Origin of the sequence: Microvirga ossetica (assembly GCF_002741015.1) — a bacterium.
Classification (GTDB): Bacteria; Pseudomonadota; Alphaproteobacteria; order Rhizobiales; family Beijerinckiaceae; genus Microvirga; species Microvirga ossetica.
Genome location: NZ_CP016619.1, coordinates 882,975 through 904,412 on the forward strand (window position 1 = coordinate 882,975; position 21,438 = coordinate 904,412).

19 protein-coding genes and 1 pseudogene are annotated in these 21,438 nt (G+C 60.6%); 5 read left to right on the forward strand and 15 right to left on the reverse strand.

Translation table 11 applies throughout. The features are described 5' to 3' along the window. Positions 1-4: 4 nt before the first annotated feature. The 7 genes from BB934_RS42455 to BB934_RS42485 all read right to left on the reverse strand — a co-directional run bounded on the left by BB934_RS42455 (position 5) and on the right by BB934_RS42485 (position 8,184). On the reverse strand, positions 5-1,039 hold the full coding sequence (locus BB934_RS42455) for an L-idonate 5-dehydrogenase (protein WP_099515547.1): 1,035 nt from the start codon (positions 1,037-1,039) through the stop codon (positions 5-7). A gap of 10 nt (positions 1,040-1,049) precedes the next feature. Further along, entirely contained in the window at positions 1,050-1,991 is a 942-nt protein-coding gene (locus tag BB934_RS42460; protein WP_099515548.1) for a 2-hydroxyacid dehydrogenase, read from the reverse strand. Positions 1,992-2,114: 123 nt separating this feature from the next. Next, positions 2,115-2,882 (reverse strand): SDR family oxidoreductase, encoded by a 768-nt coding sequence (locus BB934_RS42465; protein ID WP_099515549.1) that lies wholly within the window; start codon positions 2,880-2,882, stop codon positions 2,115-2,117. A gap of 15 nt (positions 2,883-2,897) precedes the next feature. Further along, positions 2,898-3,599, reverse strand: coding sequence for an HpcH/HpaI aldolase family protein (locus tag BB934_RS42470; protein WP_099515550.1), 702 nt, complete (start codon positions 3,597-3,599; stop codon positions 2,898-2,900). After that, a complete protein-coding gene (locus BB934_RS42475) occupies positions 3,596-4,420 on the reverse strand; it encodes an SDR family oxidoreductase (protein ID WP_099515551.1) in 825 nt (274 codons plus the stop codon). Before BB934_RS42475 ends, BB934_RS42470 begins: the two co-directional genes overlap by 4 nt. A 9-nt stretch (positions 4,421-4,429) precedes the next feature. Continuing rightward, complete coding sequence (locus BB934_RS42480) at positions 4,430-6,109, reverse strand: hydantoinase B/oxoprolinase family protein (RefSeq protein ID WP_099515552.1); 1,680 nt, start codon at positions 6,107-6,109, stop codon at positions 4,430-4,432. An 11-nt stretch (positions 6,110-6,120) separates the two neighbouring features. After that, complete coding sequence (locus BB934_RS42485; protein WP_099515691.1) at positions 6,121-8,184, reverse strand: hydantoinase/oxoprolinase family protein; 2,064 nt, start codon at positions 8,182-8,184, stop codon at positions 6,121-6,123. A gap of 255 nt (positions 8,185-8,439) precedes the next feature. On the opposite strand from BB934_RS42485, the gene BB934_RS51515 reads away from it, so the two are divergent. Together BB934_RS51515 and BB934_RS51520 are read left to right on the forward strand one after the other, a co-directional pair. Continuing rightward, entirely contained in the window at positions 8,440-8,601 is a 162-nt protein-coding gene (locus BB934_RS51515; protein WP_472436446.1) for a hypothetical protein, read from the forward strand. Positions 8,602-8,856: 255 nt separating this feature from the next. Then, on the forward strand, positions 8,857-9,162 hold the full coding sequence (locus BB934_RS51520) for a hypothetical protein (RefSeq protein ID WP_472436447.1): 306 nt from the start codon (positions 8,857-8,859) through the stop codon (positions 9,160-9,162). A 349-nt stretch (positions 9,163-9,511) separates the two neighbouring features. Here the strand turns inward: BB934_RS51520 and nac are convergent, their stop codons facing one another. From nac to BB934_RS42525, 7 genes are all read right to left on the reverse strand, one after another. Beyond that, positions 9,512-10,450, reverse strand: coding sequence for a nitrogen assimilation transcriptional regulator NAC (gene nac, locus BB934_RS42495; protein ID WP_099515553.1), 939 nt, complete (start codon positions 10,448-10,450; stop codon positions 9,512-9,514). Between the two features lie 77 nt (positions 10,451-10,527). Then, positions 10,528-11,736 (reverse strand): aspartate transaminase, encoded by a 1,209-nt coding sequence (locus BB934_RS42500; RefSeq protein WP_099515554.1) that lies wholly within the window; start codon positions 11,734-11,736, stop codon positions 10,528-10,530. Between the two features lie 53 nt (positions 11,737-11,789). Beyond that, entirely contained in the window at positions 11,790-12,530 is a 741-nt protein-coding gene (locus BB934_RS42505; RefSeq protein ID WP_099515555.1) for a branched-chain amino acid ABC transporter ATP-binding protein, read from the reverse strand. Next, entirely contained in the window at positions 12,523-13,293 is a 771-nt protein-coding gene (locus BB934_RS42510) for an ABC transporter ATP-binding protein (protein ID WP_099515556.1), read from the reverse strand. The genes BB934_RS42505 and BB934_RS42510 overlap by 8 nt, the downstream gene beginning before the upstream one ends. Further along, on the reverse strand, positions 13,290-14,303 hold the full coding sequence (locus BB934_RS42515) for a branched-chain amino acid ABC transporter permease (RefSeq protein WP_099515557.1): 1,014 nt from the start codon (positions 14,301-14,303) through the stop codon (positions 13,290-13,292). Before BB934_RS42515 ends, BB934_RS42510 begins: the two co-directional genes overlap by 4 nt. A gap of 39 nt (positions 14,304-14,342) precedes the next feature. Next, on the reverse strand, positions 14,343-15,215 hold the full coding sequence (locus BB934_RS42520) for a branched-chain amino acid ABC transporter permease (RefSeq protein ID WP_099515558.1): 873 nt from the start codon (positions 15,213-15,215) through the stop codon (positions 14,343-14,345). Between the two features lie 20 nt (positions 15,216-15,235). Continuing rightward, positions 15,236-16,429, reverse strand: coding sequence for an ABC transporter substrate-binding protein (locus BB934_RS42525; RefSeq protein ID WP_099515559.1), 1,194 nt, complete (start codon positions 16,427-16,429; stop codon positions 15,236-15,238). A 365-nt stretch (positions 16,430-16,794) separates the two neighbouring features. Here BB934_RS42525 and BB934_RS42530 point away from each other — a divergent pair, with 365 nt between their 5' ends. The 3 genes and pseudogenes from BB934_RS42530 (at position 16,795) to BB934_RS42540 (ending at position 19,492) form a co-directional block, all read left to right on the forward strand. Beyond that, positions 16,795-17,493, forward strand: a complete 699-nt coding sequence (locus BB934_RS42530; RefSeq protein ID WP_099515560.1) for an IS6 family transposase — start codon at positions 16,795-16,797, stop codon at positions 17,491-17,493. Between the two features lie 54 nt (positions 17,494-17,547). Then, a pseudogene (locus BB934_RS42535) lies at positions 17,548-17,751 on the forward strand (helix-turn-helix transcriptional regulator); the annotation flags it as partial. Positions 17,752-18,037: 286 nt separating this feature from the next. Continuing rightward, the gene (locus tag BB934_RS42540) at positions 18,038-19,492 is read left to right on the forward strand and encodes an IS4 family transposase (RefSeq protein ID WP_099508970.1); all 1,455 of its coding nucleotides are present in this window, start codon (positions 18,038-18,040) and stop codon (positions 19,490-19,492) included. 86 nt (positions 19,493-19,578) lie between these two features. Here BB934_RS42540 and BB934_RS42545 read toward each other — a convergent pair whose 3' ends face one another. Continuing rightward, entirely contained in the window at positions 19,579-21,234 is a 1,656-nt protein-coding gene (locus tag BB934_RS42545; protein ID WP_099515562.1) for an MFS transporter, read from the reverse strand. Positions 21,235-21,438 lie beyond the last annotated feature (204 nt).

Here is a 21,438-nt window from a genome sequence, read left to right on the forward strand (position 1 = left end):
TGGGTCAGGTGAAACTCAGGTGGATCTTCATCGACCGGCTGCGATCGCCGGCAGCCTCGAAGGCTGCCACCGCATCGGCGATGGGAAAGGTCCCGCTCATCAGGGGCTTGAGGTCCACCCGCCGCGCGTTGATGAGGTCGACCGCGAGCGCGAACTCCTCATGGAAGCGGAACGCCCCCTTCATCTCGATTTCTTTCGCCACCACTAGGTTCTGCGGGATCGACACGTCGCCGCCGAGCCCGAGCTGAACGAGTACGGAGCGCGGCCTGAGAACCTCCAGTCCGGACCGCACGGCGCTCTCATTGCCCGAGGCCTCGAACTGGACATCGAAGGTGCCCTTGTTGGCCGCGTACGCCGACAGCGCCTCGGGCTCGCTCGCCACATTGATCGTCCGGTCGGCGCCCACAGCCCGTGCCTTCTCGAGCACGGCATCCATGACGTCGGTGGCCACGATCTCCCGGGCACCGTGCGCCCGCGCCGCGATGATGGCGAGCGCCCCGATCGGGCCGCAGCCCGTCACCAGCACCCGCTTGCCCAGAAGCGACCCGGCCCGGTTGACGGCATGCAGCGTCACCGCCAGCGGTTCGGCAAAGGCTGCCTCGTTGATCGAGACGTCATCGGACACCCTGTGACACTGCCATTGCTCGGCCACCAGGCTCTGCCGGAACGCGCCCTGGATGTGCGGCATCGGCATGGCGCTGCCATAAAAGCGCATGTTCAGGCACTGGTTCTGCTGACCCTTGAGGCAATACTCGCAGCGATTGCAGGGCCGGCTCGGCGAGACCGCTACCCGGTCTCCGACCACGAGACCGGACACGCCCTCGCCCAGCGAACGGACGGTGCCCGCCACCTCGTGCCCGAGGATCATCGGCTCGCGCACGCGGATCGCCCCGAAGCCGCCGTGGTTGTAGTAGTGCAGATCGGAGCCACAGATGCCGCCAGCCTCGATGGCGACCTCGACCTGTCCGGGCCCAGGAGCCTCCGGCTCGCGCTCCTCGATGCGCAGGTCCTTGGCGGCATGAATGACAACAGCTTTCATGGGGCAATCCTCAGATGACGGGCGTGAGAAGCGGCTGACGGGCAAAATGCGCCGCCAGGTTGTCGCGCACCAGCTTGCCCATGGCCTGCCGGGTTTCTACGGTCCCTGACGCGTGATGCGGCTGAAGGACGACGTTCTCCAGCGTCAGGAAGCGCTCGTCGATGTTCGGCTCGTTCCAGAACACATCGAGGCCTGCTCCTTTGATGACGTTGCGCTCGAGCGCGTCGAGCAGGGCTGCTTCATCGATGGTTGATCCGCGCGAGATGTTGATCAGGATGCCGTCGCCTCCCAGCGCCTGCAGGACATCGGCGTTGATGATCCCTTGGGTGCTGGCGCCCCCGGCCAGGGTCACAATGAGGAACTCGGACTGCTCGGCCAGAGCGAGCAGATGCGGAACAAAGGTATACGGCAGATCGTCCCGCTGGTTGATGTCAAAGTAGGCGATCGGGCAGTCGAACGCGGCGAGACGCTTGGCCACCTCGACACCGATGCGCCCCATGCCGACGATGCCGACTTTCTTGCCATGAACCCGGGTGACGAGCTGCATGTTGGCGTTGCGCCAGCGTCCATCCCGGACATACCGGTCCGCCTGGGGGATCTGGCGGGCCACGGCGAGGAGCAGCCCAACACCGATGTCGGCCACGTCAGCAGTCAGGACGTTGGGCGTGTTGGTGACCCGGATCCCATTTGCCTTGGCGTGTGAGAGGTCGATGGCATCAGTCCCAACACCGTAGCAGGAGACAATCTCGAGCCCTGGTAGGGCTTTCATAAGCTCAGCTGACGCGCCGATCTCACCGCGTGTCGCAATGGCGCGAACGTTGCCACCCACTTCGCTCAGAAAGGCCGCCCGGTCAGCAGCCTCCCAGAGCCTGTGAACCTTGTAGTTGCTTTCCAGGTCCTCAAGGTCCCAGGCCGGGTACGGACCCATCATCAGAATCTCGGGCTTAGTCATTGTGATCGTCCTCCCATGTCAGCTATTGGCGGAGTTGCGGCGTGCTCCGTGGGCTGCCGCAATCGTTAATCGGACGGGGAACTGCCGCCCGTCATGACGGTGAGCGTGGGGCAGCGACCTGCCTCAAAGGCAAGTCGTGATGCCGCCGTCGACGTAGAGTGTATGGCCGTTCACGAACGAGGATGCCGCGCTCGATAGGAAGACAGCCGCGCCTACCAATTCCTCGACATTGCCCCACCGGGCGGCCGGCGTGCGCTTCTCCAGCCAGCCCGAGAACTCCGCGCTGTCGACGAGGGCTTGGTTAAGCGGGGTTTTGAAGTACCCGGGCGCAATGGCATTGATCTGTAGGCCGTGCTTGGCCCAGTCCGCGCACATGCCCCGGGTCAGGTTCTTCACCGCCCCCTTGGTGGCCGTGTAGGGAGCGATCCCGGGCCGGGCGAGTTCGCTCTGCACCGAGGCGATGTTGATGATCTTGCCACGCCCACGGGCGATCATGCGCCGGGCGACCGCCTGTCCGACATAGAACACGCTGGAGATGTTGGTGGTGAGCAGCTGCTCCCAGCGATCGACCGGAAAGTCCTCGAGCGGGGTGCGGAACTGCATGCCCGCATTGTTGATCAGAATATCGATCGGGCCCTCGCGGTCCTCAATCGCCTCGGTTCCGTTCCGGACGGCCTCCGCTGACGTGACGTCGAAGATCGCGGTCGTGACTTTATGTCCCGCGGCCGACAGTTCGGAACTGGCCACGTCGATTTTGCCCGGGTCGCGACCGTTGAGGACAACTGCAGCGCCGTGCTCGGCCAGGCCCTTGGCCAAAGCAAGCCCTATGCCCTGCGATGAGCCTGTAACGAGGGCACGTTTGCCTTCAAGAGAGAACAGTGGATAGTCCATAAGCAAACTTCTCAATCAGCGCTTGAGGATCGACTTGATGCCGTTCATGCCGATACGTAGGAAAGGATCTGAATGGACGTAGAAATACTGCACGCCCTTCTCCAACCAGTGGGGCATCTCGTCGGCTGTCACCAGCGTTCCAGCGATCTTTCCCGCGTCGCGGATCTTGCGCACCGCATACGCGACCTTCTCCAACACCTCTTTCGGGCGGGGTTCGCCGAACGGCGGCGCGGGCGGGTAGCCCATGTTCTGCGATAAATCCCCGGGACCAATAAAGAACACGTCGATACCATCTACAGTGAGCATCTCGTCGAGGTTCTCAATGGCTTCCAACGTTTCGACCATGCCGACCACAAGTCGTTTCTCGTAATCCGATGGCAGGGCGTAGCGCACCGCATCCACAATCGCACGCGCCTGGTCCGCTGTGTCGACCATGGGCGCCATGATGCCGTCGGCACCGGCATTGAGGTACCGGATCAGGATCGGGCGTTCGTGGGAATGCGGTCGTACGATGGCGGCGCCGCCCGCGCCGCGAATGACCTGACCGGCATTGCGGACATCCTCAAAGCCCCACGTCCCGTGCTCGCAATCGACGAAGATGCTGTCGGCACCAAGCTCCACCAGCCGAACGGCGAGACCCGGCGAGACATGGTGCGGATTGAACATGGTGATGCTCTCGCCGGCCTGCAGCCGGGCGCGTAGTTTCGCACCGTTCATAAGGCTTCTCCTGTCGATTGTTTCTTTGGCAGATCCGGCGTATCCGCCGGCGCACCCACCCAGCGGGCGGTCTCGATGTCGGCGGAGGTATCACGCATGTAGGTTGGGCAGATATGAAGTTCGGGTATGACGGCGCCCTTCTGCAGGCTTGCACATAGCGCTATGGCCCGAGCGACATCGTGCGGGTCGAGCATCTTCTCGCGTTCACTTTCAAGCGGCGGCCGCGCGCGATTGTTCATGATCGGCGTATCGGTCTCGCCCGGCAGAATCGTCGTCGCCCGGATACCCTGGTTGCGATAGGTATTGTGCAGGAAGGTCATGAAATTCTTCACGCCTGCTTTGGCGGCACCATAAGCGGCGCCACCGAGCAGGTTCGGATTCAGGGCCGCGAGGGACGACACCGTGATGATGGTGCCCTCCCGTTTCGCAATCATGCCAGGCAGGACCGCCTGGGTCAGATTGAACACCGCCGTCAGATTGACGTTGACGGTTGAGTTCCATTCTTCTTCGCTGAGGAAGCGGGCGTTCAGAACCTTACTGGCGCTCCCGGCATTGTTCACGAGAATGTCGACGGGGCTAACGGCTTTGCGGATCCACGCAATCGTCTCAAAGATATCGTCACGCGACTCGATATCGAGGGAACGAGCAGCCGCCGATCCGCCTTCCGCCTCAATCGCTGCGGCAACCTCCTCGAGGGGCTCGATCCGGCGACCTGTCAGGATCACGCGGGCACCGTCCCTCGCCAGCAGGATTGCGGCTTCGCGGCCGATCCCAGTCCCTGCACCTGTAATGAGAGCAACCTTGCCATCAAGCAATCCCATCGAAATCTCCTACTCGGCAGCCAGGACGGCTGGCCCAACGTAGCCATAATGTTCCTTGGCGGCTTCGGGAGTGATCAGGCCGTCGACAAGGTCCTGTTCAATCAGGCCGACGGAGCGGTCATGTGCCTGGCCCCAGCCGCCGCCACCGGGCGTTTCGACCTGAAGGCGGTCACCTGTCTCAAGAACGGCCTTACCTTTTGGAGAGTGTACCTCGCCATTCTTCAGGACCTTGCCGGGCGTACCGAACTCACCGCCAACCACGCCGAAGCACGGGTGGCGAACGCGTTCGGTTGCGAGGTAGATGCGCATCGGTGACTTGCCGAGGTTGCGCAGGACTGCTCTCTGGCCAAGGCCGCCGCGATGCTTACCGGCGCCTCCGGAGTCTGCCATAAGTTCCTTACGCTCGATGAGTACTGGAACGGCCATCTCGAACATTTCGATGGCTGTGACCTTGCAGTTTGAGGGGAAGCTCAGCGTATCAAGGCCATCGAACTCCGCCCGGCCTCCCTGGCCGCCGTGATAGTTCTGGACGGCTGAGTACTGGGTTCCATCATCGTGTTGACCCACGCAGTTCGTGGCCCAGATCGGCGCACCGCCACTGTCGCCGATCACCTTATCCGGCACGACCCCCTCAAGCGCCTTGAAGATGAGCGATGGGATCACATGGCCGATGACGTTACGCGAGTTGCCGGCTACCCATGATTCCGGGTTGAGGATGGATCCTTTCGGCGCCTCGTCGGTAACAGGCGTGATACAGCCTTCGTTGTTCGGTGTGTCGGGGTCCAAAAGGCATTTCAACGCGTAGACGGAGTGCGCGTAGCGGTAGTTCGTGCGGCAGTTGATGGATGAGTCTGCTATCTGGTCCGACGTGCCGGCATAGTCGACGTGAATGGAATCGTCATTGACGATTACTGAAACCTTCAGCCTCACGTCAGCGCCATAGCCGTCAAGCAGGACCTCAGCGCCATAGGTGCCGTTCGGCCAAGCACGGATGGCCTTGCGGAACTGTGCCTCCGAGCGGGACTGAATGGCGTCGGCGAGCCCATCCACGTCATCCAAGCCATACTCGTCGAGGAACTTCACGAGCTCTCGGGCCATGACGCCGTTCGCGGCAACCATGGATTCCAGATCGCCGAGAACTTCGGTCGGCATACGAACGGAGGCGGCAATGATATCGAGGACGTCTTGGTTCGGAACCCCGGCCTTGTGGAGCTTGAGGATGGGGAAGCGAATGCCCTCCTCGAAGATGTCGCTCGCCTCAGAATGGAGCGGACGGCCACCAATATCGGGAAGATGCGCGATCGATCCCGCATAGGCCACCACTTTGCCGTTCTTGAAGATCGGTGTGATCATCGTCACGTCGGGAAGGTGCCCGGTGCCGATTTCCGGATCGTTGGTAGCGAGAACGTCGCCCTCTTCGAGCTTGTCAACCGGAAACTTCGGCAGGAAGTACTGCTGCGCTGCGGCCGGAAGCGAGCTGATGAAGACCGGGATTGACCAGGTACACTGTGCGAGTGCACGTCCGCGGCTGTCCATCAGCACCGTCACGTAATCGTGGTTCTCACGTACGATCGGTGAGAAGGCGGTCCGGCCGAGGGCGTTGTCGGCCTGATCGGCGATGAAGATCAGGCGATTCCACATGACCTGCAGGTTGATCGGGTCGTTAAAATCGGGCGTTGACTTCGACATGATACTGCCCCTTACAGGATGTTGATGACGAGGTTGCCGTTGGCGTCGACGTGCGCCGTGCCGCTCGGCCCGACCACGGCGGTCGACTCGCGCTGCTCAACGATGGCAGGCCCCTGGATCGGCTCGTCCACCGGCAAGCGGTAATGATCGTAGACCGGCGTTGCCACAAAGGCGCCGAGCTCGTGGAAATAGACCTCACGATGTCCCTTGAGGGCATCGGCGACGTCGGTGTGATGCGGACGGGTAACTTGGTCCTTCTCACCGCTGGCTCGCAGGCGCCAGGTGATCACTTCGACCGGGGCGGACACGGTGCGTCCGAACAGCTCGCGATAGAGCTTGTAGAAGTTATCGAGCAACTGCTTCAGGAACTCATCCTTTGGCAGGCTGCGATCCGGCAGTTGGACGGTGATCTCATAACCCTGGCCGATATGGCGCATGTCGACCGTATAGCGGTTGGTGATCGTGTCCTTGGAGACGCCACCAGCACTGACGACCTCGGACCCTTGAGCCGCGAGATCGTCGAGAACCTGGTTCATGACCTCCATGTCCCAGCTGTCGATTGCCATCGGATGGCTCGCTGACAGGTCGACTGCGACCGGTGCAATCAGGAGGCCGATCGCCGATGTCACGCCGGCGCCCGTTGGGCAGATGATCCGCTTGATGCCGAGCTTGCGGGCGATGCCGTAGGCATGGACCGGGCCGGCGCCGCCGAATGCCACCATGGGCAGCGAGCGCGGGTCGACCCCGAGATCCGTCGCGTGCATGGCGGCAGCCTTGCTCATGGATTCGTTGACGAGGTCGTGGATGCCCCAGGCGCAGCGCTCGACGCTGACGCCGAGATCGTTTGCGAGCTTCTCTATGGCTGTGCGAGCTGCGTCTTTCGAGACCTTGAACGAGCCACCGACAAACGACTCGACCCCCATATAGCCAAGCAAAATGTCGGCATCGGTTACCGTCGGTTCCGTGCCGCCGCGTTGATAGGCAGCTGGGCCTGGCAGAGCTCCGGCCGACCGCGGGCCGACATCGAGCAGGCCGAGCGGGTTTTTGGCCGCGATGGAGCCGCCGCCGGCGCCGATCTCGATCATCTGGATCGATTGGATCTTCAATGGGAAGCCCGATCCCTTGCGGAAGCGCTGGTAGTGAGCCACCTCTAACTCGGTGCCGACAGTCGGCTCGCCATGCGGGATCAGGCAAAGCTTGGCGGTCGTGCCGCCCATGTCGAAGGACAGCACGCTTCCCTCGCCGGCGATCCGGCCGAACTCTGCGGCGGCGACCGCCCCTGCGGCCGGGCCGGACTCGATCAGGCGCACCGGCAGCTCGGCGGCGCGCCGGCTCGGGACCAATCCACCCGAGGATGTCATCCAGAGAACCTGGCGGTCGATGCCCTTCTTGGCGAACTCGCGTTGGAGATGGGCCACATGGCCGGACATCTGCGGCCGGGTATAGGCATTGACGACGGTCGTCGAGGCGCGGTCGAATTCCCGAACCTCCGGACAGACTTCCGAAGACAGCGACACGAAGATGTCCGGGTCCTCCTCACGCAGGAGAGCCGCAACGCGCTGCTCGTGCTGCGGATATTTGTAGGCGTGCAGCAGGCAGACGGCGACGGAGCGGATGCCCTTCTCCTTGAGCCTGCCGGCAATCTCACGGACGGTCTCTTCCTTCAGCTCCGTGATGACGTCGCCGCTGGCGGCGATGCGTTCGTCCACGCCGAAGCTGTTTGCCCGGCTGACAAGCGGATCGGGATACTTGATGTTCAAGTCATAGAGATCGTAACGGCCCTCATTCCGGATGCGCAGCATGTCCCGGAAGCCGTCTGTCGTGATGAAGCCGGTCTCGACGCCCTTGCGTTCCAGAACCGCGTTCGTGACGACCGTGGTCGCACCCAGAACCTGGAGGTTTTCGAGGGAGATCGATTGCCCGAATTGCTCGAGCAGTTCTGTGACACCCTGCACCACAGCCTCTGCTGGGTTCTTTGGAGTGCTCAGGACCTTGTGGAGGTGAAGGTCGCCGTCGTCGTCCAGGAGGGCGAAATCCGTGAAGGTTCCCCCGGTGTCGAAAGCCAGTTTTGCCATGTTTCCCTCGAGCGAGCAGGCGACGCTTGGCGTCGTTCCAGCGAATTTGGCCAAGCCAAATTTCCATGTCATCGGTGAGGTTAGGCGAAGGATTCCGCGGTCGCCAACACAACTACGGTCTGCCGCTATAGCCTTTCTTTATAGCGTCCGGATAAAGTGACGCCGGCATTGTCAACCACACGCAGCTTTTCCTTGGAAGGCAGGCCTCGCGTGAGACTCTGGCTGCAAAACCAGTAGTGGGAGCGGGAGGTTGCGATGGAAGCATCAGTGCGCGAGGCGCTGTCGGGCGTCGCTACGGTGCAGGACGTGATCAAAGCCTTCAAGGACGAGGATCATTGCCGACGGCCACTCGAAGCCATGGTCTGGCCAACCGGACGGATTTGCTTGGCTGCAACTATCGTTCCTCCATCGTCTTGATGGGCCGGGAGAATAGGAAGCGGGCCTGGCCCGGACTCTACCAATGCTCAAACGGCACTTGCCGATTTCGGTTCATCGTCACGACACGAACACCTTTACACGCGACGAGGCGGTCGCTTCAGATGTGGCTGATACTACAGTCGGACAAAGACATCTTCTCTATCCGCTTGGTGGAAGCCCACGGCATCAGCGCGCCGACGGCTTGGCGTATGGCCGATGCCCTGCGCCTGATGGCGCGGCACGAGCAGGCGCTGGATGGCGTGGTCGAACAACGGCCTCGATGTGGGTGGCAAGCCGCAGAGGGAGCCGAACTATGTTTCACTAGGACATGGCCCCAAAGACCACCTTAAGACCTTGAAAACGGTGGCGCTCGTGGCTGTGCAGCGGCCGCCGGATCAAAGCATTGGTGCATGCGCCGGTAAGACTCGGGCAGTAGTGATCGAGGATTTGTTCGAATTCGAGGCCGATCGCGCCCTCACGGAGTCTGTCGATCCCAGCGCACATCTAATGAATGATGAATGGAAGGCGTGTATCTCTGGACAGTGCCTTGGCAGCCCATGACGCCGTCTACTATGAGGCTTGCGACTACGCCTGCGACCGGCTCACATCAACTCCGCGGAAGAATCCGCCGCGCCGTCCCAACGGTCGACCCTGTCAGCCCGCATCTGGCGGATTTCTATTTCCACGAGAGCGGCTTTCGGTTGTGGTCTCAGCGGGTCGTCACAGGGCAAGCGTGCCGGTGGGCGCGCTAAGGGCATAAGATTACTAAGACCCTATTGGCGCGGGTTCCACAAGCGTTGCAGCTTTCAGCAGCCTTCCGCTCAGCCGTGGGGCGTGAGATGCGCCGAACAAAGCGGGTGGGATCGATCTGCGAAAGGAGCTGTCTTCGGTTGATAATGCCGAGTGACGCTTAGGCCGACCGTATGCCTTGATGGAGATCACGCATCAGCCTTTCAACCGTGGCAAGCAGGACCGATCGGGCCGCCAAGGCTGGCTCGGACAGCGGGAGATGATCGGAGGTGCACAGGGATACGGTGGCCTCGATCACGGGCCGCACGAGTCGTCTGACCTGGGCACCGGCGAAGCTTGCGGTCTCGGTCGCCACTGAGGCAGGAAGAATGGTCGAACCCAAGCCATCCAGCACCGCGGCGCTGAGGGCCGGAACGGACTCGATCTCGGCCGCAACTTCGGGCATGACCCGCGCCCGCGACAGAGCCTCGTCGATCAGCCGACGAAGCAGATGGCTCTTGCTCGGCAGCAGAAGTGGAACACCATTCAAAGCTGAAAGGGGCAAAGGCTCACCGGCTTCGCCGGGGAGCTCCAGCCCAGAAGGCGAGACGAGGAACATCTCCTCGCGGAAGAGCGGCTGAAGGGTCACGCCCTTCATCGGGTCCGCCGAATAAATGAGCGCCATGTCCATCTTGCCGGTCATGATCAGTTCGCTCAGGATATGCCCGAAGCTGTCATTGATGTGGATAACGATCCGCGGATGCTGGACCTTCATCTCCTTCAGCAGCGGCAACGAAAGGGCGCTCGAACTTGAATAGGTCGCAAGCCCAATGGAAACCCGACCGGCTACCGTTGTAGCTGACAGATTGATATCGATCTGAGCCTGCTCGATCTGCTTGAGCATCAACTGGGCATGCCGGTAGAGAACGAGGCCTGCCTCCGTTGGAGCAATGCCGACGTTGCTGCGGATCAGAAGTTTGTGGTTGAAATGGGCTTCGAGCGACGCGATCTGCTGCGAAAGCGCCGGCTGTGCCGTGCGCAGGACACTGGCTGCACGCGACATGCTGCCAGTGTCAACGATCTTAACAAAGCTTTTCAGTTTTCTGAAGTCGACGCTCATCGTTCCAGGCTCTTTCCTGCCAAAACTAGAGCATTGCGCGGGAAGGGCGCAATCCCCTTCCTGCCAGGCCGGAGCAGTTATTGGAGCGCTGCGACGGCGGTCTCGATGCGGTCGCAGCCAGCCTTGATCACCTCCATCGACGTGGCAATCGACAGCCGAAAATAAGGCGAGAGGCCATAGGCGGCTCCTTGCAGTGCAGCAACGCCAACGCCGTCCAGCAGATAGAGGACGAAATCGAGATCGTTCTCGATAACCTTTCCTTCCGGTGTCTTTCGCCCGATTACGCCCGAGCAGTTTGGAAATAGGTAAAAAGCGCCCGCCGGCGGGAGGCAGGAAAGACCCAGTATCGCATTGAGACGCGCACAGGCATAGTCGCGGCGTTCCTTGTAGACCTTCACGCTCTCAGTGACGAAGGCTTGATCCTCGGTCAGCGCGTAGGCGGCGGCTGCCTGGCTCACCGAGGAGGGACAAGAGGACATCTGGGATTGGAGCTTGTTAATAGCTGCAACGAGCGGCTCGGGGCCGGCAGCGTAGCCGATCCGCCACCCCGTCATAGCGTAGGACTTTGATACGCCGTTCGTGAGCAGGACACGATTCTTTAACGCGGGAACCGCCGCGACAAGAGTCGTTGTCGGCTCGTCCTCGAACCAGACCTGATCGTAAATGTCATCCGACAGCACGAGCACGTGAGGATGACGCGACAGAACCTCGCCTAAGGCCTCGAGTTCGGCCCGGCTGTAGGCGGCACCTGTGGGGTTTGAGGGTGTGTTCAGGATGAGCCACAAAGTTTTCGGTGTGATGGCGTCTTCAAGGGCCTCCGGAGTAAGCTTGAATCCCTTCTCTTGCGGGCATTCCACGATGATCGGCTTGCCTTCATTGGCAATGACCATGTCTGGGTAGGAGACCCAGTAGGGAGCCGGAATGATAACTTCGGCGTCGTTCTCCACGCTCGCCATCAGAGCCAGGAAGAGGATTTGCTTGGCGCCGCCGCCGACACAAATCTCGCTGTCTCGGTAGGAAAGACCGAGCCGACGTTGGTAATCACTGATGATGGCTTTCCGCAATGCCGGCGTTCCGTTGACGGCTGTGTACTTGGTTTCGCCCCGGTCGATTGCGGCATGGGCGGCCGCCTTGACGTTCTCTGGTGTATCGAAGTCCGGTTCGCCTACCGTCAGGTCGACGATATCGCGGCCGGCTGCCTTGAGCTCGCGCGCACGCGCCGAAGCCGCCGTGCTGGGTGAGATTTTGATGCGCGAGACGCGGGAAGCAGGCACGAAGTTGCTCATGAGATTGTTCTTTATGTGATCGGACTGAAGTGTGGCTGGAAGATACGGCAGATCTAATGGATCGCTTCCGTCTCGCCCCGCATCTTCCCGGTCAGGAAAAGTTCGCCGAGTTCGTCGTGGGTAATGTCCGTCGGCCGACCATCCCAGATTACCTTGCCAAGACGAAGGATGATGGCACGCTCTGCGACTTCCATCGCCTTCTTGGTATTCTGCTCGACGAGTAAGATCGTCTGACCTGACGCATGTAACCGGAGGAGCTCGTTGAAGACGACACCGATCGCGGCGGGCGACAGGCCGACGGACGGCTCATCGACCAAAAGGATCTTCGGCCTTTGGAGCACAGCCATCGCGACTTCCAGGAGTTGCTGCTCGCCACCGGACATGTTGCCAGCGAGCGTCGCGCGGCGCGTCTTCAGGATTGGGAAGAGATCGTAGACATAATCGCGGTCGGTTTTGACCTGGCTGTCGCGCAGGGTGTAGGCCGCCATTTGCAGGTTCTCGTCCACCGTCATGACCGGGAAATTGCATCGGCCCTGTGGCACGAAGGAGATGCCCTCGCCAAGGATCGCTCGCGATTTGTATCCGGCGATATTCTTACCCTGCCAGCTGATGCTGCCCTCTTTGATCGTGGTCATGCCATAGAGCGTCTTGAGCAGGGTAGACTTCCCGGCTCCGTTTGGTCCCATGAGGGCCACAAACTGACCCTGCGGCACGTCCAGGTCGACCCCGTTCAGGATGTCGAGTGAGCCGTAGCCAGCGCGTAGGTTCTTGATGGAAAGGTTTGAATCAGCCACCGAGATAGGCCTCCCTCACCTGCTGGTTCTGAACGATGCTCTGGGGTGTGCCTTCGGCAAGCTTGCGGCCCTGGTCGAGGACGACAACCCGTTCGCAGATACTGGTGACGACGTCGATGTTGTGCTCGATCACGAGGAAGCTCACGCCGAGGGATTTGTTGGCGTAGTTAATCGTCTCGACGACACGTTCGATGATCTTGGGGTTGATGCCCGCCATGGGCTCGTCGAGAAGAACGATTTTGGGCTCCGGCATCAGCATGGAGGCAAACTGGATGAGCTTCTGCTGCCCGCCGGAAAGGTTGCCCGCCGGCATATGGCGAACGTCCCACAGCCCAGCCATCCGGATGAGCTCGCGAGCCCTCTCCCGCAGGGCCGCGACGCGCTGGCGCGACATCCGTCCGAGGCTGAAGGTCGAGAGCAGGCTTGGGAATGTGAACATCTGACCGGCGATGATCAGATTTTCCTCAACATCGAGCGCCTTGAACACGACCGTCTTCTGAAACGAACGCAGCATCCGGCCCTCGCGGGCGATGCGGTTGAGAGACCAGCCCGTGATATCCTGCCCATCCAGAGTGACCTTGCCCGAGTCAGGCTTGCCGAGGCCGGTGCTGCAGTCAAAGAAGGTCGACTTGCCGGAGCCATTCGGTCCGATGAGCCCGCAGATCTCACCACGATGAATGTGAATACTCACATCGTTGACGGCTTTCACGGCACCATATGATTTCGTGAGGTTCGAGATTTCGAGGATTGGCAGGGTGCTCATTTCACACCTCCGACAAAGGACCAGAATCGGTTGAGAAGTGGGGCGAAGCCCTTCTTGAACCAAAAGACTAGGATCAGAAGACAGAACCCGTAGGCGATCATCCGCAGCTCCGGGGCCACACGGAGCGCTTCCGACAAGCCGACAAAGAGAAGGCTGCCGAACACCACGCCAGAGATCGTTCCAGCGCCGCCGCCGAGCACGATGATCAGCATCGTGGTCGAATAGTACATCTGGAAGGTGAGCGGGCTGACCACTGTCAGATAATGGGCGTAGATGCTGCCGCCGACGCCGGCAAAGACCGCGCTGAGCATGAAGACGATCAGCTTGTAGCGCCAGGTCGGCACGCCGACGGACTCCGCCAGCGTCTCGTTCTCGCGGATGGCGATCATGTTGCGCCCGGCTGGGGAGCGGACGATGGCCCAGACGGCGAGGGTCGCGAGAACCGCCACGGCGAGCGTGAGATAATAGAACCCGGTTGTGCCGGAGACCGTAAACGACGCCGGCCCCAGGGCGAAATGCGGCTTCGGGATGCTGGAAAGGCCCATGTCTCCACGCGTCACGCTGATCCAGTTCTTGGCGATCGCCTGACCGATGATGACGAATCCGAGCGTACACATGACGAAGGAGGTCGCCCGAAGCCTCAGTGCCGGGATCCCGAGCGGAAGAGCGATCAGGCCAGCCATCAAGCCGGCAGCGACAAGGTTGACGTAGAAAGGTGTCCCGTAATGAACCGCCAGAAGACCAGCGGTATAGGCGCCGATGCCGAAGAATGCGGCCTGAGCCAGCGATAGGAGCCCTGTATAACCAACCAGAAGATTGAGCCCATGGGCCGGGAGGAGGAAGATTAAGGCAATGATAATAGCGTGAAGCGCATAGGAGCCGATCAGGAACGGGGTGGATAGCGCCACGATTGCGACGAGGGTCGCCAGCGGCAGCCGCAAATCGCGGCGTCGCACCTTAGATGTCGGCTCAGCGAGAGACGTCTCGCGCGTTGTTTGGGTGAGAGACATAGGGTGTCCTCAGAGTTCGAGAGAAGTTCGGCAATGCCGTCAAAAACGTGCTTCCGTGGAAAACAGGCCGTAGGGCCGCCACATCAGCGTCAGGATCAGGGTCACAAACCCGACCGTGTCACGGAACTGCAGGCCGACATAGGTTGCGACCAGACTCTCGGCGATGCCGAGGAGCATAGCAGCAAAGAATGTGCCCCGGACGTTCCCGAGACCGCCCATGATGATGATCGGGAGGGTCTTGAACGTGATGAGCTCACCCATCCCGCCATAGACATTGACGTTGACGGGCGCAGTCAGCACTCCGGACAGAGCCGCAAGCGCCGCGCCGAGAATAAAGGTTCGCAGTACGACTTGCGGCACATCGATCCCGACGACCTCGCAGCATTCGATGTTCTGCGAGACCGCCCGCATGGACTTTCCCATGCGGCTGTACGTCACCATCAGTTCAAGGCCGATGAAAACGAGCGCACAAACGACAAGGATGAGGATGCGTTGCTGAGCCAGGGTGAAACCCAGAACCGAAACCGGTTCGATGTATCCACCTGAGAAGAACTTGTAGCCGCCGCCAAAGACGAGGATGACGGTGTTCTGGAGGATGAGGGCGATGCCGAGGGTGGCGAGCACCCCGGCCTCTGCCGGGGCGCCGACCATGCGCTGCATCACGAGCCTGCCGACGGCATAGGCTATGACGATCGTGGCCAGAATCCCGACGACGATCGACGCTTCATAGGACAGTTCAAGGTAATCGATGGCGAACCATGCCCCGAACGTCCCAAGCATATAGTATTCGCCGTGAGCGAAGTTGATTGCCCGTAGAACACCGAAGATCATCGTCATGCCGACAGCAACGATCGCATAGACAGAGCCTGTTACGATGCCGTTGATGATCTGTTCTGCAAAAGTGGAGAACATGGCCTCATCCTTCGACGCTTTTACGGTGCTGGATACTGGATTTCAGCCGTATAGGCGCCCTTGATGCTGGGCTTTCCGCCTTCGATCTGAAGCAGGATCATCGGCAGCCGGGCTTGGTTGTGATTGTCGAACGTGACTTCGCCGACAGCACTGTCATACTTGATCTTGGACAGCGCATCACGAACCTTCTCACGGTCTGGGCTTCCGGCTTCTTTGATGGCCTGCGCCAGGAGATGAACCGTCTCCCAATGCACGTAGGCGTGGTTGTTGGGCCCTTCCTTGTTGGCCGCCGTGAACTTTTCGACGAAAGCTTTGCTCTTGGGCGAGTCCCAGGCCGGCAGCCATGCCGCGGCTTCTACGGCCCCTTCCATGGCACGCGGTGCGGCCTTGATATTCGATGGGGTGTTGAATTCGGCGTTCCCAATCAGCGGCACCTTGCCGGCGAGCCCGACTTCGGTCATCTGCCGCGCGATGATCGGGGTTGTGTCGGCAAGACCATACAAGATGATGGCTTGAGCGCCGGCATCGCGGATTTTTGCCAAAACGCTGCGGAAATCGACTTCACCCTCTTTGTAGTAGTCTTCTGTCAGGATTTGTCCCTTGAACTGGGGCAGATACTTCTTCGTAAACTCGATGGCGGAACGGCCATAGTCGCTGTCGACCGAAAGAACGGAGAACTTCGTGAGCCCACGTTGCTCGGCGGCATACTTTGCGACGATCAGGGCGCGGTTCTCGTCGGTTGGGTAGTTGCGGAAGGTCCACTTATAGCCGCCGACCCCGGCCCCATAGGTGATCTTGGGATTTGAGGAGGCTGCGTTGAGGAGAAGAATTCGAGCGTCCTCTGCAACGGGCTGCATGGCGAGAGTGACGGAACTGGAAACGTCACCAATAATGAAATCGACCTTGTCGCTGTCGATCAGGCGGCGGGTTGCTGAAACACCCTCAACAGGCGTACCTTGGCTGTCGCCCGAGACGAGTTCAATTTTTCGGCCATCCACGCCCCCGGCATCGTTGATCTCCTTTACGGCGAGTTGTGCGCCGCGCATCGAGAACGAGCCATAGCGGGCGTTAGGCCCGCTCATCGGCGCCACGAGGCCGAGTTTGATACTTTCTCCCGCCGCATACGCTGTCCCTGCAAAGTTCGGAATCGCGGCGGCAAGAGTTAAAACTGCGGTCGAGAGGCAAAATGCTCTACGGCTGATCACTTTGGTCATGTTCCCACTCCATGTTACTGGAACGCACGAGCTTGGCCCTATGCCAGCGCACGCTGTTTTATGTGCCGCATTGATGCGGTTCGTTTCTTGAGCCAGGCCATCTTCCTCTTGGCCCGTTAATCGATGAGAGTAGGGTCAGGACAGCAGGTCCGCCAACACAACTCCATTCTGCCGCTATAGCGTTTATTTATAGCGACGGCCGCGGCGAATCCTTACCCGCGGGAGAACTCTTACTTGCGTATAACGTTACCTATCCCTGGGAGTCCTAACCCATGAATCAGGGACGACCACTTCTCAGGGAACTGTCGCAAACCGTTCGGTAACAGGGTTCGCCCTATGTCTCCAGGCAACTCCGGAGGTACATGATGTTCAAAGGCCGTCACTTCGATCGTTCAGTCATCATGCTGTGCGTTCGGTGGTATCTGGCTTATGGCCTGAGCCTGTGGAACCTGGAGGAGATGATGGCCGAGCGAGGTGTGACGGTGGATCATGCCACTATCCATCGCTGGACGGTTCACTACGCTCCGCTCCTGCTCGAGCAATTCAATCGGCGCAAGCGAGCTGTCAGCCGGAGATGGCACGTGGACGAGACGTATATTAAAGTCCGTAGGCGGTGGATGTACTTGTACCGCGCCATCGACAGCGATGGTGACACGGTCGAGTTCTGGTTCTGCGAGCGGCGCAACCTCACGGCCGCCAAACGGTTCCTGCGCCAAGCGCTGAAGCGGCACGGCCGTCCTGAGCGGATCGTTATAGACGGCAGCCAGACCAACCGGGAAGCCATACAATCCTGCGATACGGCAAGTCGGCTCCAGGATCGGTCAAGACACAAGCTGAAGCCGATCCGGATTCGGCAAAGTGCCTACCTCAACAATCGCATTGAGCAGGACCATCGCGCCGTCAAACGCCGGGTTCGACTAATGCTCGGGTTCAAGTCGATGGTATCCGCTCAGGCGATCTTAGGAGGGATCGAGATGGTTCACATGATGCGGAAAGGACAGGCGAAGTATGCCTGCCGTTCGGAATTGTCCCTCGCCGAGCAGTTCGAGCTCCTGGCCGCGTAGAGCGTGCGTGCGGGACAGGTGCCTTTTTGTCCTTAGCTAAAATTCGCGACAGAACCCGCAGAGTTCGTGCTGAATGAACGAATGGCGCTTGCGACGAAGCTCCTCGTCGAGGGCGACATATCCGTGAAGCAGATTGCGAATGCCAGCGGATTTGATGATCCAAATTATTTCGCCAAAGCTTTTCGGCGGGTATTTAACACCAGCCCAACTGAATTCCGCACAACGGGTATGTATGCGTCCCAACGGAGCACTCGCTAATTGATTCATTGGACCGGATGATCTTGAAGTTTGCCTCGAGCTACTTGAGCCCCGTGATAGTAGGGGCTCCCTGATGCTTTCAATTACCCACATTTCTGACTTAGCAGCAGTGCTTGCCTGACCAGCACCAAGCGTGATTCCTTGGTGAGCATCTCCTCATCTGTGAGAGGTGTCCCATGGACAGGGCTCTGTCTCGGCTTTCCCGTGATCTCGCTGATCTCTGCGCGCCGGGCATACGCCGGACGGCCTCCTATTCGCTCCCACGAGGCGGCGCGGGAGCTGGGCCATGACAAAGACGTCTCTTCCGACGCATCCTCTGGGAGAGGCAGCCAATGTTATTTCCTGGGTCGATCAGGAACTCGCTGGGTGCCGCTTTCGGGACAATCGTCTCGGCCAGCGCCTGCGCAAGCTCCTGACCCACATGGCCGGTGCCATTGGCGGCAGCCTTCCGCTGGCCTGCCAGGATTGGGCTAACACCAAAGCGGCCTACCGCTTCCTGTCCAATCCCAAAGTTTCCGACCATGAGATCCTTCAGGGCCATTTCCAAGCCACCCGAACCCGCTTTGCCGCCTTCGGTGGCCCTATCTTGGTCATTCAGGACACAACCGAACTGTCCTACGAAAGAGCACAGCCTGAACGGATTGGTGCGACCCGCCGGGTCAACAGCGGCCGGGACAAGGAAGGTCGCTCCAGGATGCACACGGTCTGCGGGCTGCTCATGCACTCTTGCCTGGCTGTGACCGCGGATGGGCTGCCGCTGGGGCTTTCGGCAATCAAGTTTTGGACGAGGCCTCAGTTCAAGGGCGCCCGGACGCTCAAACGCAAGATCAACCCGACCCGGGTGCCCATCGATCAGAAGGAGAGTATCCGCTGGCTGGAGTGCATGAGGCAGTCCGTGGCGCTGTTCGGTGCTCCTGAGCGCTGCATCCATATCGGCGACCGGGAGAACGACATCGACGAGTTCTTCTGCACGGCTCAGGCTCTGAGCACGCACTTCCTGGTCCGAACCTGCGTGGATCGGTTGGCGGGCGATGGCCAGCACACCATCGCGGACGAGATGGCAGAGGTGAAGGTCAAAGGACGGCATCAGGTCGAAGTTCGCAGCCCGAAAGGCGATGTGAGCCTTGCCACCGTAGAGCTCAAATACCGCCGGATCCACATCCTGCCTCCGATCGGCAAGCAGAAGCGCTATCCAGCCCTGAGCCTGACGGTGATCCACGCACAGGAGCGTCATCCACCCAAAGACCGGGCGCGGATCGACTGGAAGCTGATCACGGATCTGCCGGTACGATCCCGCGCGGACGCGATCCAGATGCTCGACTGGTACGCCATGCGCTGGAAGGTCGAGCTGTTCCACAAGATCCTCAAGTCCGGGTGCCGAGCGGAGGAGACCAAGCTGAGAACGGCCGAGCGCCTGGTGAACCTGCTCAGCATCTACTGCATCCTGAGCTGGCGGATCTTCTGGATGACGATGCTCAATCGTGTTGTTCCGGACGTGCCGCCGCGGCTGGCCTTGACGGACTTGGAAATGGACCTGCTCGACGAGCTGGTGCGAGACAAGGGCCAGGTGCTGCTGCGGAGCAAGACGCTCGCCTACTATTTAACTAAGATCGCCCGCATGGGCGGCTACCTTGCCCGTGGCCATGATCCTCCGCCAGGAAACACCGTCATGTGGAGAGGACTATCCCGCCTGATGGATATCGAACTCGGCGCTAGGATTGGGGCGCAAATCTATGGGTAATTGAAAGTCCCTGATGGGCTGTACTAGATGGCTCGATCCTGATCCGCTTCTGTAAGGATGCCTCTCTAAACCTTTGATTGAAGCTGTCAGGATGGACCGGCTGAGTCTGCGAGAGGTCCTGCGGTGTCACGGACTGAGGACGCTGCGTCCGGGGTAAGCCAGCCTGTCGGCCGCTCGATCATGCGATGGACGCGCGGCGGTTCGGATCCCTGGTGCAAACTCCGGAGCCTTTCGATGATAGCGGCGTCGGCATGCGTCGGGCGCTGGTTGTGTCGCACGTATTCCAGCCACGTGGGGGTATGATAGCGTTCCACCCACAATTCGGGGTTTTCAAGGTCGCGCAGCAGGGTCCAGTGACGGGCGCCGTCCCGGCGCCTCACCCTTCTGCGCTGGGCCATCACTTCCAGAAAGGCAATAACATCGGGCTCGCGAATGATGTACTCGATCGTCACCACAATCGGACCACTGCGCGGACGGATATCAAGCGCAACTTCAGGCTCCTTCCAACGGCTGAGCGGGTCGAGATTGAGCGATTTCAGCTCCGGCAATGCGTAGCGCAGCCCGAAGGCCGCGCCAGCGACAAGAACAAGGCCTGCCATCAACAGAGCTTCGGTGATGCCATACCGCTCAGCAATTTCCCCCCAGATCCAGCTACCGCAGGCCATGCCGCCGAAGGTGGCCATCTGATAAAGCGCAAGCGCCCGGCCGACGACCCAGCGAGGTGCGGAGAGCTGAACGGTCACATTGAAGCTTGACAGGGCAACCACCCAACTCCCGCCTCCGAACACCATCGCGACCATGGTGAGGATGGCCGACGAGCTCAGGCCAGCACCAATCACGCAGATGGCAAAGCCAATGAAGCCGAGGCGAACAATGGCCTCGATCGACAGGGCCCGCTGCAGGCGTGCGACCAGCAGGGCACCGCAGACGGCTCCTGCACCAAACGCGCCCAGCAGAAGCCCGAAGGTGAGAGGCCCGCCGTGAACCAGGTCCCGTGCGATGAGCGGCATCAGTGCCTGAACGGCAATCGCAGCCAGCCCGAACATGGCTCCGCGAACCAGAACAAGACTGATATTCGGCGACATGGCCACGTAGCGGAGGCCGGCCGCCATGGCGGTCCCCAGCGACTCCGGTGGTAGGATCCTGGGAGGCGCTTCGGGTCGCCAGCGCGCCAGCACGGCGATGAGACCGATATAGCTCACCGCATTGGCTGCGAAGGCTCCAAAGGCCCCAGCCGCGGCCACGATGAAACCGCCGATCGCCGGTCCGACACTACGGGCGACGTTGTACCCCATGCTGTTGAGGGCGATGGCGCCCGGAAGGTCAGAGCGTGGCACCATCTCGCCGACCAAGGATTGCCAGGCCGAGCCATTAAACGCGGTGCCACAGCCGACCAGAAAGGTGAAGAGAAGCAGAAGCCAGGGCGTCACGAGGCCGAGAAAGGTGACGAGGGTGAGGCCGATCGAAGCGATTAGCAGGAAAACCTGAGCCGTGAGCATGAGCCTGCGCCGGTCGAAGTTGTCCGCGATGGCACCGGCCGCCAGGGAGAACAGCATGATAGGGAGCGTTGTCGATGCCTGCACCAGGGCTATCATACCGGCCGACGCTCCTAGGGAGGTCATCAGCCAAGCGGCTCCGACCGACTCGATCAAACTGCCGAAGTTGGACGCAAGACTGGCAAGCCAAACTGCCCGAAAGATTGGGTGTCGGAAAGGTGAGAGCGCAGAAGGCTGGTGTTCCAATGGAGTGTTCTCTCCCTTCTCCTACGGTTTGACATGCCAAGCGGATGCGCGGTCAACGCGGATCCGTCACTATCGACCCGCATGGTGGCTCTGCACCGGCGAACTCAGCTTTGAGCACTGCGCGGATGATAGCGAGGAGTTGAAACTCCACAGACACGGGGGATTGGACCTTGAACGTTAGCAAGCCACTTCGGCGGTCATCAG